General features: G+C 57.7%; 9 protein-coding genes. 1 reads left to right on the forward strand and 8 read right to left on the reverse strand.

The window, feature by feature from the left end; all coding sequences use genetic code 11:
- Positions 1–39: 39 nt before the first annotated feature.
- From ACZ46D_RS06505 to ACZ46D_RS06515, 3 genes are all read right to left on the reverse strand, one after another.
- The gene (locus ACZ46D_RS06505; protein WP_464929260.1) at positions 40–1,461 is read right to left on the reverse strand and encodes a tetrathionate reductase family octaheme c-type cytochrome; all 1,422 of its coding nucleotides are present in this window, start codon (positions 1,459–1,461) and stop codon (positions 40–42) included.
- 354 nt (positions 1,462–1,815) lie between these two features.
- Positions 1,816–2,565, reverse strand: a complete 750-nt coding sequence (locus tag ACZ46D_RS06510) for a hypothetical protein (protein WP_464929221.1) — start codon at positions 2,563–2,565, stop codon at positions 1,816–1,818.
- 2 nt (positions 2,566–2,567) lie between these two features.
- Positions 2,568–3,212, reverse strand: a complete 645-nt coding sequence (locus ACZ46D_RS06515; protein WP_464929222.1) for a RibD family protein — start codon at positions 3,210–3,212, stop codon at positions 2,568–2,570.
- A gap of 148 nt (positions 3,213–3,360) precedes the next feature.
- On the opposite strand from ACZ46D_RS06515, the gene ACZ46D_RS06520 reads away from it, so the two are divergent.
- Entirely contained in the window at positions 3,361–4,314 is a 954-nt protein-coding gene (locus ACZ46D_RS06520; RefSeq protein WP_464929223.1) for a ParB N-terminal domain-containing protein, read from the forward strand.
- 3 nt (positions 4,315–4,317) lie between these two features.
- Here the strand turns inward: ACZ46D_RS06520 and ACZ46D_RS06525 are convergent, their stop codons facing one another.
- The 5 genes from ACZ46D_RS06525 to der all read right to left on the reverse strand — a co-directional run bounded on the left by ACZ46D_RS06525 (position 4,318) and on the right by der (position 13,640).
- On the reverse strand, positions 4,318–5,874 hold the full coding sequence (locus ACZ46D_RS06525; protein ID WP_464929224.1) for a DUF3369 domain-containing protein: 1,557 nt from the start codon (positions 5,872–5,874) through the stop codon (positions 4,318–4,320).
- On the reverse strand, positions 5,867–7,855 hold the full coding sequence (locus ACZ46D_RS06530) for a PAS domain-containing sensor histidine kinase (protein ID WP_464929225.1): 1,989 nt from the start codon (positions 7,853–7,855) through the stop codon (positions 5,867–5,869). The genes ACZ46D_RS06525 and ACZ46D_RS06530 overlap by 8 nt, the downstream gene beginning before the upstream one ends.
- Positions 7,825–10,008 carry a TSCPD domain-containing protein gene (locus ACZ46D_RS06535; RefSeq protein ID WP_464929226.1) on the reverse strand — a complete coding sequence of 728 codons (2,184 nt, stop codon included), beginning with the start codon at positions 10,006–10,008 and terminating at the stop codon, positions 7,825–7,827. The genes ACZ46D_RS06530 and ACZ46D_RS06535 overlap by 31 nt, the downstream gene beginning before the upstream one ends.
- A 241-nt stretch (positions 10,009–10,249) precedes the next feature.
- Positions 10,250–12,307, reverse strand: a complete 2,058-nt coding sequence (locus ACZ46D_RS06540; protein WP_464929227.1) for a PAS domain-containing sensor histidine kinase — start codon at positions 12,305–12,307, stop codon at positions 10,250–10,252.
- Entirely contained in the window at positions 12,300–13,640 is a 1,341-nt protein-coding gene (gene der, locus ACZ46D_RS06545) for a ribosome biogenesis GTPase Der (protein WP_464929228.1), read from the reverse strand. The genes ACZ46D_RS06540 and der overlap by 8 nt, the downstream gene beginning before the upstream one ends.
- Positions 13,641–13,689 lie beyond the last annotated feature (49 nt).

The raw sequence follows: 13,689 nt of genomic DNA on the forward strand, positions 1-13,689 counted from the left end.
GAGGAAGGGGGCTCAAAAATGGTGCAAAAACCAGGAATATTACTTTTTCATCTTCATCCTGGCGGCGCCTTTTGTTTTCATGGGATCGCCTTTGTAACCCAGGGCCTTCCAGTCAAGACGACCATTGGCGGCATGACAGTCGTTGCACTTTAAGGCCTCACTGGCCGGGGCAACCATGTGGTTGATCCGCCAGTACATGACGGTGGGGGCAAAATCGTAGCTGCCGCTGTATGCCAGACCGGAAGCCTCGCTACCAGCCTTGACCGCCTTGTTCCAGTCAAAGTTCTTCCAGTAAGCGTCCTTGTCCTCCTTGTTGGTCGGCCAGACCTTGGGAGTCAGGAAGTACTTGTTCTCCTTGTCGTAGATCTGCTTGCCGGTGTGCACCTTGAACGGATAAATCTTGGCGGTCTTATCCTTGATGCTGCCCACCGGTGCGTTCAACTCGGTAACCTTTGCAGGATCGATCTTCTCGCCGCGCAGGTAGACAGTGGCGTTGCCATTGTACCACTTGTAGGCGGGCTTAACGTCTTTGGCCCAGGTGAAATTCCCTTTCTTTTTATCGTAGCTGTCGCGTTTCTCCGTGCCGAACACCTGCTCGTCCACCTTGATATCCTGACCGGCGGTGGACCAATCCCAATTCATCTTGGTGGGCATGGCCTTGGCAAAGGTGGGAATATGGCAGGTCTGACAGGCCACGGTGGCGGTATGCGTGTTCAGCTTGGCATTCTTGTGGGGCTTGGCATCGTGGCACTGGGTACACTCCAGATGATTCTTGCCTCCGGGCGTTACAACCAGGGCATTGCCCTTAATCTCATGCTTCTGGGTGGTGTGACACTCGGTGCACTGGAAGTTCAGGCCGTCGGAGCCCATATGCACGTCAATGGCCTTGGTGGGATTGGCCATGGAGGAATCGATGTCCCCGTGCTTGACGTTGTTGCCGCCGCCGCCAAAACCATGGCAGGACACACAGTTCTTCTTGGTCGGCTTACCAACGCTCTGGGCTACAGCCACCAGATCAACGGGCTTGGCGTCGAACTCCGGATTGCCGGTGAACCCGAAGGGCATCCCCGCTGCCGGCGGCGCCTTTTTATAGGTTCCTGAGCCGTCATGGCAAATCAGGCAATCCACCTTGGTTTTATCGGTGAAATCAAACTTGGCATCCTTCCAGCCGTAACTGATATGACAGCTGGTGCAGCGCGGCCAGTTGGAATCGAGGGAGATACAGAAATTATTGATGGCGTTCTTCTTGCCCAGCATGACTTTGCCCTTCTTGCCCGAGATCTCCTGCTCGCTGGCCCAGGTCCAGTGGGTGGTTTTCATGATGTCCGTTGCCGCGTCCGCATGGCACTCCAGACATTTCTTGGTCACGTCCATGGGCGTGGCAAAAGGACCGGTGATCGCCTTGTGCGCCTCACCGGCAAAAGCCGCTCCGCCCGCCACCACAGCGGAAACCGCCAGCATCGCCGAGAATACACGGTATCGTTTCATAGACTCCTTCTCCTCCTTGGAAAAATGAACAGTTATCCTTCCCCCTTTCCTGATCCCAGAGCGAAGGCAGAAAAATCATGTCCAGCACACAGCTGACCTTGGGTTAATGATTAGCAAATTGGGTGCCAGCGCAGGAGGGAACAGACAAGGGGATGATTTCTCGAGACAAACCCCCACAGGGCAAGGGCACACAGCGGAGGCGAAGGGGAGCAATCTTTTTCTGACGAAACAGGAGAAAGAGAGATTAACTTATTTAAATGGCAGGGGAAATTCACAAAAAACCGGCGCAACCACGCAAAATATCTTGCGCCCGTTACCGTCTGAGAGCTATGCATTCCGGTTCCCGGGAGGAAAACAAAGAGCCGCCTCGCGAACCCGGCCGGCCAAGCGGTGTTCAATATACTCACCAACCCGGGGGAGCATGTCATCGAGGTACTGGCCGATCTCCTTCTCCGTTGCCGTGGTCAGGGTCTGGCAGAACAGGCATTTCCGCTCGCCCCCGCCCGTGGAGGGCAGGCCGAAATCCTCCAGCACATGCCGGGTAATCATCTGGTCGTCAAAATCCTCGTAGACCGGAAAGGTGGTGCTGATCCCGAACCGGGCCGACAGCTGCTTGATCTTTTCCATGAAGACCGGGGTCTGCTCGGGGTAATGGCCCTGTTTTTTGGTGTACCCGGCCACGAAATGGGGGACGAAATGCTCGTGGCAATAGATAATGGCCCGCGCATGCATACCTAGCTTGCAGGCCACGCAGACAAGATTTTTCCCGTTGTAGCGGGGCATGTATTCCTCATAGCGGTCAAGCCACAGCCCCTGGAACAGTCTGCCCATGTCGAGCTCCACCATCTCCGCCCCGGGAATTTTCTCAGGATCGGCGGCATTGGCCAGCATGATCTTTTGCGCAGCCAGGAAACGGTTTCTGGGGAAGTCGGCAAAACGCCCCATGCCGTTGAGCATGTGGAGGAGATGGATGCGCACCGGCCGGGCCAGACCTGGATGATGCCCGGCGCTGGCCAGGGCATAGAGCGCGAGGGAATCGGTCCCTCCGGAATACAAGATCGCCAGTTCCTGTTGCATGCTCATTCCCCCTTGTTGACCCGGTATTTCAAAAACACCTCCCCGGTTTCCGCAGCCTCGCACGAAACCAGGGCCAGCGGCAAAAACGGCTCGCCCAGCGGACCAGGACCACCGCACAGGGAGGGTGCCCCCTGGTCGCCGGAAATCTTCGGCGTCAGGGTAAGAAGAATCTCATCGACAACCCCTTGCCGCAGGCAGGCATGGTTCAACCTGCCTCCGCCTTCGATCAGCAGCGAGGCCGTACCGAGTTTTGCCAGATGGGCCAGGGCCGCGGCCAGAGAAAGCTCCCCAGCTGAGTCGGTCGGCAGGACTACGACCTGGCCCAAGCCGCCCAGCCTGTGCCGCAATTCCGCCGCCGCTGCTTCACCGGTAAAGATAAGCGGCGGCACACCTTGTTGGAAGATCTTTCTCCCCACCACCGGGATATCGCCGGACTGGGTGATGAAACCCCTGATCCGCAGGGGCAGAAGATGCCCGCCTGGCCCCCGCATCTCCGGATCACCCTGGCGCAGGGTTTCCGCGCCCAGCAGACTGGCATCGGTTGCCGCCCGCATTTTTTCAAGAAAGCCACGGTCAACCGGGCTGCCGGTCAGGCCGGGGCCGATGCGTCCGCAGATGGTGCTGGCCGCAATAATGGTTACTTTCATGCCGCTCCTCGCCCAACCGTCCCAGTGACAAAAGGCTGCTGCCCGATGGAAGGTTCCGAAAAAATCCCTGAACTTTTCATTGACAAGATGGGCCTTTTTTCCCATAGAGTCAAGCAACACTAGACTTCAACAGCCCATGAGAACGCCAATGCCGCCCACCTTCCGCTCAAGCCTCGTCAATCTCCAGCACATCAATTTCCAGGATTTCAGCAACAGCCTGACTCCGGAAGAAGCACGGGAACCAAGCGCGGAGCTGCTGGCGTCCGTTGCCCGAACCGGGATTCTCCACCCCCCCATCCTCAGGGAACAGGGGAGGGCCATGCTGGAGATCGTCACCGGTCGCAGACGGTTGTTGGCTGCCCAGCAGACCCAACACAGCATTTCCGCCATCTGCTTGGTTCTGCCGGCGGAAACCCTGCCGGCGGAGGCCCTGGCCATCAATCTGGAAGACACCTTGCTCCGTGGCGACATCACCGTGGTGGAGCAGGCCATCTTTTTCCAGAAAATCCTCGTCCATCTGGATGAGAACGAAGCAGCCCGCCGGTTTCTTCCCGCCTTGGGACTGGAGCCGCACCGCCATCATCTGCAGAACCTGTTGCAGCTTCTCGGGCTTGAAGAACACCTGCTGGGCGCACTCCATGAAGGACGGTTACACGAGGGAGTGGCCAAGGAATTGCTGGCCCTGAATTTCACCGACCGCCTTTCCCTCTACGAGGTCATGGAAATCCTCAGTCTCAGCGTCAGCAACCAGAAGAAAATCACCGCCACCTGCCGGGAGCTGGCGGCCAGACACAGCACCTCGGTCATGGCCCTGCTCTGCCAGCCAGAGGTGCGGGAAATCCTTGACCCCCAGGAAACAAACATCCCGCAGAAAACAGCCCGGCTCATGCAGTGGCTCACCGATCAACGCTTTCCGAGCCTCGCCGCGGCGGAACAAGAATTCCGCACCTTTGCCGCCACACTCAAGCTGCCCAAAGGGGTGACGCTCAGCCACTCGCCCTCCTTTGAGCAGGATCAGCTGCACCTCTCCATCCCCTTTGCCAATCGGGAAGAACTGCACCGGGTCTGGCCGATCATCGGCGAGGCCTTGAAGGCCCGATAATCGCTACCCGGCCAGCCTGTTCCTGATCTCCAGGATCGTGTCGATATTGGCAAAAAAGAGATCCACCAGAACCGGGTCGAAGTGCGCGCCCCGTTCCCTGCGGATAAGATCAAGGATGGCCTCCATCTCCCAAGCCTCACGGTAGGATCGATCATTTCCCAGGGCGTCAAACACATCGGCAAGGGCGGTGATTCTCGCGCTGATATGGATAGCCTCCCCCTTCAAGCCTTTGGGGTAGCCGGTGCCGTCAAACTTTTCATGGTGCTGCAGGGCGATGATAATGGCGGTCTTGATGATCTCCCGATCGGAAAGGCCCATTATCTCCTGGGCCCGGATGGTATGGGTCTTCATGACCTCAAATTCCGCGGCGGAGAGCGGCCCGGTCTTGTTGAGAATGGCGTCGGGGATGGCGACCTTGCCCACGTCATGCATAGAGGAAGCAAGACGGATCACCTCCACCTCCCGCTGGCTCAAACCATGTTTTTCCGCCAGCACCCGGCTGTATTCCGCCACCCTCCGGACATGGTTGCCCGTCTCCAGGGAACGCATCTCGGCAAGCTCACCCAGGGTGTAGATGATCTCTTTCTGGGTTCCTTCGATTTCCTGATTCAAGAGCACGTTTTCGTAGGCCACCTGCACGTTGCCGCAAAAGACCTCGATCATCCTCCGGTCAAGCTCGCTGAGATCCCGCCAGCCCTCAAGATAGATAACCGTTTCTTCTCCGCGCTCACTGCGGAAATAACCGATATACCGGTTGTCCTCGCAGATGGATTGCTTGAGCGCCGTCACCCGCAGGACATCATCCAGAACCCTGGCCGGTAAATCTCCCCGGGCCTCGGCGTCGATATACGGCTCATAGGTCCCGGTGGCGGCCAGCACATTGAAACTGCCCTGCACCTTGTTCACCGCGATCCCGGAGGTCTGACAATAGAGGGCGTTTTCGCTGAGATGCAGGATGGAAACCAGCTGGGTCAAAACCCCGCTGGCCAGATTTTTGATCGAGCGGAGCCGACAGATATAGGTGGCCGCCTCGATGATCTTTTCCAGCCCCTTGCGGTTGGCCTCGATGGTGAGGATATCCCGGTAGGAGCGGAGGGAGGCGACCATGGTGGTGAAAAGCTTCTGGGCGGTGAGTTCGGTTTTTTCCTTGTAATCGTTGATGTCATACTCAACAATTACCTTCTCGGCCGGCGCCTGACCGGGCTGGCCGGTGCGCAGGATGATGCGGACAAAGACGTTTTTCAACTCCTCCCGGATGTAGCGGACCACTTCGAGTCCGGCATCGTTTTTCTCCATGACCACGTCAAGAAAAATGATGGCGGTGTCGGGGTGTTCGGCAATAAGTTCCCTGGCCTCCCGACCGGAATAGGCATGGAGAAAAAGCAACCCTTTGTTCTCGTAAAAAAAATCAGCGAGAACCAGCTTGGTGACGGCGTGCACCTCTTCCTCATCGTCAACCACCAGCACTTTCCAGGTGCCATTGCCCCCACCCCGTTGCCGGAAAGGCACAGCCCCGTCCGGTTCATCCGCAAAAAAAACTGCCTCATCCGATTCAACCATGCGATACCCCCCCAGGTATGACGGCCGGAAAAAGAAGCACAAAAGATGTCCCCTTCCCTGGCTTGCTTTCACAGGCGATTGTCCCCAGCAATTTCTGGGTCACCAGATTATATACGATATGCAACCCCAAACCGCTCCCTCCTTTTTTCCGATTGGTCGTAAAAAAAGGATCAAAGGCATGGTTGACCTGATCTTCGGTCATCCCCTTGCCGTCGTCGGTGTAGCGGAACAGGACATTGCCGCCCTGCAAGCTGATATCAAAAAGCAGGGAGCCGACTTCATCCTCGTCGTAGGCATGGGTCAACGAGTTGGTGATGAAATTGGTAACGATCTGGGAAAAGGCCCCGGGATAACTGTTCAACTCCAGATCGTCGGGGCAGGAGATCTCCAGACGATGGCCGGTATTCTTCAAAACCGGTCGGAGGCTCAGGCAGACCTCGGCCAGATACTCCTTGACCCGAAAGGTTCTGCGCCCCTCTCCAGACTGATCCACCGCCACCTGTTTGAAACTGCGGATGAGTTCCGCCGCCCGGTTCAGATTGGAAAGAATCAGCTTGGCGGCATCCTGACAGAGCGCAAGATACCGGTCAAGATCACCCCGTTTCATGCGCCCTTCCCCATAGAGCGTTGTGATCTCCCTGGTCTCGCTTTCCAGATGCGAGGCCGCCGTTACACCCACACCCACCGGGGTGTTGATCTCATGGGCAACTCCGGCCACCAGATCGCCCAGAGCCGCCATCTTCCCGGCTTGCACCAGCTGGGCCTGGGTCTGCTCCAGCTGGCCCAGGGTTTCCCGCAATTCCAGGTTGGCGGCATCCAGGCGAACGGTGCGCTCCAAGACCCGCCGTTCCAGGGTCTCGGTCAGCCCCAACAGATCGCGTTCGGTCTGCTTGCGCACGGTGATGTCTTCAAAGACCACCACCGTACCCATGACCTTATCGCCTTCCACCAGGGGGGTGCCGACAAACTCCACCGGAAAAACCGCGCCGTCCTTTCTGCCGAAGTAGCTTTCTTCCCCCTGGTTTTTCTTCCCCTCGGCATAGGCCGCGCACACCGGGCAATCCTCCCGGTCATACGGTTCGCCATCCCAGCGCACGTGATGCCGGAAATCATGCAGATGGCTGCCGATCAAATCCGTTTCCTCATAGCCAAGAATCTGCAAGCCCGCCGAATTGACAAAGGTTATGCGCCCCTCGGTGTCCAGGCCGTAGATCCCTTCCCCGGCGGAGTTTAAGATCAGCTCGTACTCCCGATGCAGCCGGGCGAACTGCTCTTCCGCGGCATGACGCTCCAGAACCTCCTTCTGCAACAGGAGATTGGCATCCTCCAGATCGATGGTCCGCTCCCGGACCCGCTCTTCGAGCTGATGGTGGGCCGTGGCCAGCTTCTGCTCCGTTTCCAGACGCAGCTCGATTTCCTTTTCCAGGGGGGCGAGGGCGATACGACGCAAGGTGAACCACAGAACAATCCCGGCGATGGCCGTGAGAAGAAAAGAGGCAACCCCCAGCTGCCAGTGGAGCTTGCGCAGAAGGCTATCCACCTCTCCGGAGGAAGACTCCATCTGCAGGGTCAACAGGTGCTTGCCCTGAAAAAGGAGTTTTTCTTCCACCAGAAAGGCCCTTGCCCCATCCCTGGGGCGGCTGAAGGCAACCAGCTCCCGGCCCTCTGCATCCACGGCGGCCAGACGCACCACCTCTTGGTGTTCCTCGCCCCAGCGCTGAACAAAGCCGTTTATCCAGACGTAATCATATTTGAGAAGCGGCTCAAGAAAATTGGCCGCCATGAGCTGCAGATCGCGGCGGGCCTGATCCTCCGCCCGGGAAAACAAAAAATCCTGTTGATGGCGGCCAATAATGGTGTCGCCCACCACCATGAAAAAAAACAAGACGGCCATGAACGCCATGACCGCCTTGTTGTATCTGCCTTGTTGCGGAGCTGACTGCATGTCGCTCAGCAGGAGGAGTAGCCGCAGCTCATGCACTGGTTGCAGCCGCCGCTGCGCCGCAGGCTCAGCTTGCCGCAGGCCGGACAGGAAGAATAGGAGGAAGGCTCGGCGTAAGGCTCCGGATCCTGCTCCACCTCGCCCTCTCCGCCCTTATCAAGAACCTTGGCCAGGGCCGCGGGGATGGAATAGCACCGGCCCAACGAGGCGCTGGTCCAGGCGCCGTCGGAGGAGATATCCTCCAGAGTCCGGGCGATCTTGCCCACCAGCCGATAGTCGTGCTGAAGCGCCACGGAGATGACCCGACCCAGGGCCTCGCTCATCCCGTGCAGAGTCGAGCCGGACTTGGTGGTGTTGAGGAAAACCTCCCGCACATGCCCCTGTCCGCCCTTATTGGCCGTAATATAGAGCGGCGCCGGCCCCCTGAACTTATAGGTGCTGCCGCTGCGCACGTCCATATCGCAGAATTCGCAGGTCGCCTCCAGCTTGGAGCCATGATCGCTCAACACCCCTTCCATGGAGGAATCGCGGAACATCGTGACGCCCTTGAGATTGCTCTTCCGGGCATACTGAAGGATCTTCTTGATGTCTGCCACCGTGGTGTCGGCGGGCAGGTTGATGGTCTTGGAAACCGCGGTATGATTGAAGGCCTGGCACGCTTCCAGAATCCGAATCTGCTGGTACGGCTCGATCTTGTGCGCGGTCTGGTCGGCAATCCATTCCAGCTTCTCCTCCTCGTACTGATAAAACTCCAGGGGCACGAGGATGAACTCCTTCCAGGAATCATCCACATCCTTGACCTTGCGGCGCTGGATCATGGAGAAATAGGGCTCCACCCCGGTGCAGGCCACCCGCATCAACTGAGAGATGGAACCGGTGGGGGCCTGGGAGGTGGTCACCGAGTTATACAGGCCGCCGAGCTTGCGCAAGAGGCCGAAGATATCGGAGGTCCGCTTGCGCCACTGGGGTTTGTTGGGCATATCCGACTCAATGAAGGCCAGGGCCTCGCTGTCGATCTTATCGACATAGGTCATGTTCCATTCTTGGGGGGTGAGCTTTTTCTGCTTGCCCTCTTTCTTGATAAACTCGGCGTAATCGATACTGCCCTGCATGGAGCCCAGCATCAGAGCCAACTGGGTCGCCTTGGCAAAAAGCGGCGCCTCATGCTCATCGGCATAGGAAACACCAAAATGGTTCATGGCATGGTGCAGACCGGTAAAGCCGATGCCGATGGGCCTAAACTTAAGGGTGTTGGCCTTGATCCGCTCAATGGGGGGAAAGCCGCCCAGGTCGAGAATCTCGTTGCCGGCAATGGCCGCGAGCCTGGCCGCCTCGAAAACCCCGTCGAAAAATTTTCCCTTGTCCTCCTGAAGGCACTTGGGCAGGCAAACCGTGAGCAGGTTGCAGGCCGTATCCTTGGTGGAAAGGTATTCCCCGCAGGGGTTGGAATAGACCGGATTGTACTTAGCCAGCACCGGGGTGTTGGCCAGGCTCTTCTGGGTGAAAAGCAGGCCAGGATCGCCGGATTTCCAGATGTACTCGGCCACCAGGGTGGTGAGTTCCTCATTCTCCCAGAACTTCTCATCGGTGACATTGAGCGAGATATTGCAGCCGGTGTACAGGCCGGGATTATCCCCCTTGAAGGAGATGAACTCCTTGACGTCCTTGATATCCCAGTCCGCCTGAATCATCAGGGCGCCCCGCCGCTTGCCGCCCTGGCTGATGCGCTCCGAGAGATGGGAAAAACCCTTGGCAAAGGAAACCGGTCCGGAGGCAAGCCCCTGCCCGTTGTCAACAATGGTGCCCTTGGGCCTGATCTTGGTCACGTCTATACCGCCGCCACCGGCATGCTGGAAGATGCTGACCAGATCGCGTTCCATGTCAAAGATCGCATCGGTGGAGTCTTCCACATCGCCCAGGGGATAGCAGGAATAATAACCGGCCCGGCGGGTATAGGGGTTGCCGCCGTTCATCAGAAAGGGGGTGGCCGTAATGATGGTGCCGTGGATCAGGGCCTTGGCCACCGCCGGGTGCTTGAACTGCTTGCTGATGCGCAACAGCACCTGGGTCATGTCTTTTTCCATGGGAACCCCGGTTTTATTGTTGCGGATAGCGTACCTGGCCTGGACAAGATACTCTTCAAAACGCTCCCATTCCTTCAGCGCTTCATCAAAACTGATTGGTAACTCCATCGGGCACCCCTTGGGTAATGTCTTGATTATCATGGAAATAAAACACGATATGGCGCACCAACCACAGATGCCACCACAATATGTGGTACAGCATACCCAAAGAGAGGCGTGGAAGGAAGCATTTTTTCAGATAAAAAACCGGAAAGAAAAAGAGCGAACTGCTTCTTTGCGTTGGGGCGAGACGAGGCCCAGGATGGGCACAGGTTCGCTCGACACCACAGAGCAAAAACACCTTGGCCTACTATCGCTTGCGCTGGGTAAGAGGTAATTGGATGATAAAAATAGAGCCCTCTCCGGGCCTGCTTTTGGCGGTGATCCTCCCGCCGTGCCGGGCGACTATTTTTTCGCAGGTTGCCAAGCCGATGCCGGTCCCTTCATATTCCTGGCGGCCATGCAACCGGACAAAGGGCTGAAAAATCCGTTCCGCGTTTTTTTCCTCAAAGCCGATGCCGTTGTCCTGCACCGTGATTTCATAGATCTTGCCCGGCAGCGTTCTGCCCTTCACCTCAACCACGGGAGGCAGGTTTGCCTGCCGGTACTTCAGGGCGTTGGCAATGAGGTTCTGGAAAAGCTGACGGAGTTGGGTTCTGTCTCCCTCAATGGCCGCAAGGGTCCCCACCCCGACATTTCCCTGCACCTGTCTGATCCTTTCTTCAAAATCGTCCATCACCTCCCGCAGGAGATCATCCAGGGCAACCATTCCGAACGGGTGCTCGCAGCTGCGCACCTTGGAAAGCTGCAGAATATCATCCACCAGCTCCTGCAACTGCCGACCGGCCTTGAGAATCCGCCCAAGATATTCGCCCGCCTTGCCGTCAAATTTTTCCGGCCATTTGGCCAACAAACGCTCGGCAAAGGCAACGATCAGCAGGAGCGGCTCTTTCATATCGTGGGAGGCCACATGGGCAAACTGTTCCAACTCGGCATTGGAACGCCGGAGACTTGCCGCCAGCCGCTCCAGCTCCTGCTGCGCCTGCTGACGCTCGGCCACTTCCAGCAACAGCTGGGCATTGACGGTCTTTACCTCCTGCGCCCGTTCATCGACCAAATCCTCAAGCCAGTCCCGATATTCCTGAAGCTCCTTTTCCATTTTCTGAAGCTTGGTGATATCGGCAAAGACCCCATTGGCATAAGCGCCGATAGCCCTGGCCCGGTCATGAACCCACAACCATTTCCCGTTTTTATGACGCAGGCGGTAACGGAGGGAAAATTCCCGGTTCTTGGCAAAGAGCAGCCCGTATCGCTTCCGGACCTCGGCAAGATTCTCGGGATGAACGCGGCTGAATATGCTCTGGCCAAGCAGCTCGCTCGGCTCGTAGCCACATATTCTTCGAACATTGGGGCTGACATAGACCAGCATCCCCTCTGCATCCGCCCGCCAGGTAACATCCGGCATATTTTCCACCAGGCTGCGGAATTGCTCTTCGCTTTCGCTCAGGGCCTGGGCTGTCCGCCTTTGCGCGGTGACATCCTGCAAGATGACAATGCCGCCGGGAACGCCGCGCACCTTGCCCAATGAAGAGCCGCTTATCAAGACCGTCCGGCTCTCCCCGTCAACCGGGAGGGCAACTTCGATATTGGCAAAGGATCCATGTCTGGCCAGATTTTTTTCAAGCGCACAGGCCTTGCAGGCAGACGGCCCGAACAACAGAGAGCACGGCTTGCCCAACAGCATCTCGCCCTGCGTCTTGAAAAAATTCGCAAAGGCGCCATTGACATCGAGCAGGCATCCCTGCTGATCAACAATGCAGGCAGGCTCGGCCATCCGGTGGAAGATGGCCGCATAGCGTCTTTTTTCATCGAGGATAAAATATCTTGCCTCGCGAAGCCGATGCTGGGCCGAACTGGTCTCTTCCTTGAGCCACTGGCCGGCGGCCGCGGTTTCCAAGCGGTCAAAAAATAAAGCGCAGCTCGGCTGAAGCTGGGGCAGCAGGAGAGGATCGTTGAGTATGGTCCGGCGGAGGCATTTGAGAAAAGAGAAGAAGTCGGCAAAGGGCAAGGCCTCCTGCCTGAAGAGTCGGACTGCTTCCCGACCAAGCGCGGCTGGGGTATCCTGGGAAAGAGGGGGGGTGGCCGCTGGGCTGTCGAGCTCAAGGCCTTGGCGGTCAGCACCGGCCTCAAGAAACTCGGCGAGGCCTTCCGCCAGGCGGGAAACAAAAAAACGCCAGGCATCTTCCTGCAGGGCAAGGTGTCTGGCGCATCCGGCATGTTCGACCGCCAAAGCAAAGGCACCACTCAGCCCTTTACCATTGGCTCCCAACAACCCGAAATTCTTGCCCGGCAGCTTGCCTTTAGCCATATTCCTTGCGTTGCCGTTCCTTGAGGATAATCTTGATGGGGATGGCATCCAGCTTGAGTCCGGCCCTAAACTGGTTCAGCAGGTAACGGAGATAGGAAAAATGCACCCCTTTGGGATAATTGGTAAAGACGATAAAGGTGGGCGGCTTGGAGGAAACCTGGGTCGTGTAGAAAAACTTGAGGCGGCGGCCCTGGTGCATGGTCGGATTATGGCTCTCCAACGCAGCCTGCAAGATTCGGTTGAGCTTGCCGGTTGAAAAGGTGCCGCAATACTGCTTATACATCTTCGCAACCATGGGCAGCAACTGCTTGATCCCGGCGCCGGTAAGGGCGGAAATCTTGAGCACCGGGGCATATTCGACAAAACTCGTTGCCCGGGTGATCTCCTCCATCAGCTGTTTCTGCCGCTTCGCATCCCCATGGAGCAAATCCCACTTGTTCACCAGGATCAGACAGGCCCGGCCCCGTTCAAAGGCATAGCCCAGCACCTTGGTGTCCTGCTCGGTGATTCCTTCTCCGGCGTCGATCAAAATCAGCACCACATCGCAGCGCTCCAGAGCGCCCAAGGCCTGGAGCACGCTGAATTTCTCCAGTTTTTCCTGGACCTTACCCTTGCGCCTGATCCCCGCCGTATCGATGAGCAGATACGGCTGATTGCCAACGGTGAGCAGGGTGTCCACCGAATCCCTGGTGGTACCCGGGATATCCGAGACCACCATGCGCTCTTCACCCAGCAATCGGTTGATCAGGGAAGACTTGCCCACATTGGGCCGCCCCAGGCAGGCCAGGCTGATGGTATCCGGCGGGATGTCTTCGGATTCGGGGAAAACCGGCAGGGTCTCGAGCAGGGTCTCAAAAAACGCCTTGACCCCATAGCCGTGCGCCGCGGAAACCGGCCAGAGCTTATCCACCCCCAGCTCGTAAAATTGGGGGAGCAGCTTTTGCTCAAGCTCCGGGCTGTCCACCTTGTTGACCAGAAAATGCACCGGCTTTTGAGTCCGCCGCAGATAGTCCGCCACCTCGTAATCTTCCGGCAGCACCCCCTCCTTGCCGTCAAGCAGGAAGAGGATCACGTCCGCCTCCCGCATGGCCTGCATGGTCTGCTCACGGATCAAGCCGGCCATCATTTCCCGCCCGTCACCCTCGATGCCTCCGGTGTCGACCAGGATAAATGTCCGCTCCTCAATGGTCACCTGTTCATAGTGCCGGTCACGGGTTACACCGGGGGTGGGGTCGACAATGGCTTTGCGGTGCTTGGCGAATCTATTGAAAAGGCTCGATTTGCCGACATTGGGTCGGCCGACCAGGGCAACTATGGGGTATCGGGTTTGCATGGGAGTTACAGGGTTCCGTGTTGTGTTAAAAAGCCATTAAGGAAAAACC

The sequence above is a fragment of the Thiovibrio sp. Mzg5 genome, from assembly GCF_055379285.1.